This window comes from Streptomyces beijiangensis, assembly GCF_017315755.1.
GTDB classification, from domain to species: Bacteria; Actinomycetota; Actinomycetes; order Streptomycetales; family Streptomycetaceae; genus Streptomyces; species Streptomyces beijiangensis.
In genome coordinates this window covers 1-202 of the sequence record NZ_JAFLRJ010001553.1, presented here as the reverse complement: position 1 = coordinate 202, position 202 = coordinate 1, and the positions used below count along the sequence as shown (strand labels likewise).

Annotated in this window: 1 pseudogene; it reads left to right on the top strand. The window is 74.3% G+C overall.

Annotated elements, in window-relative coordinates:
- Positions 1-202 (top strand): annotated as a pseudogene (locus J0695_RS42660) (sugar ABC transporter ATP-binding protein); the annotation flags it as partial.

Here is a 202-nt window from a genome sequence, read left to right as displayed (position 1 = left end):
CAAGGGCCAGGGCCTGCTCCTGGACGCCTCCGTACAGGAGAACCTGGGCCTGGTCACCCTGCGCGGCGCCACCCGGGGCGGCCTCGTGGACGTCTCCGGGCAGCGGCGCGCGGCCACCGGCATCGCGGAGCGGCTCGGCGTACGGATGGCCTCCATCGACCAGCACGTGCGCACCCTCTCGGGCGGCAACCAGCAGAAGGTC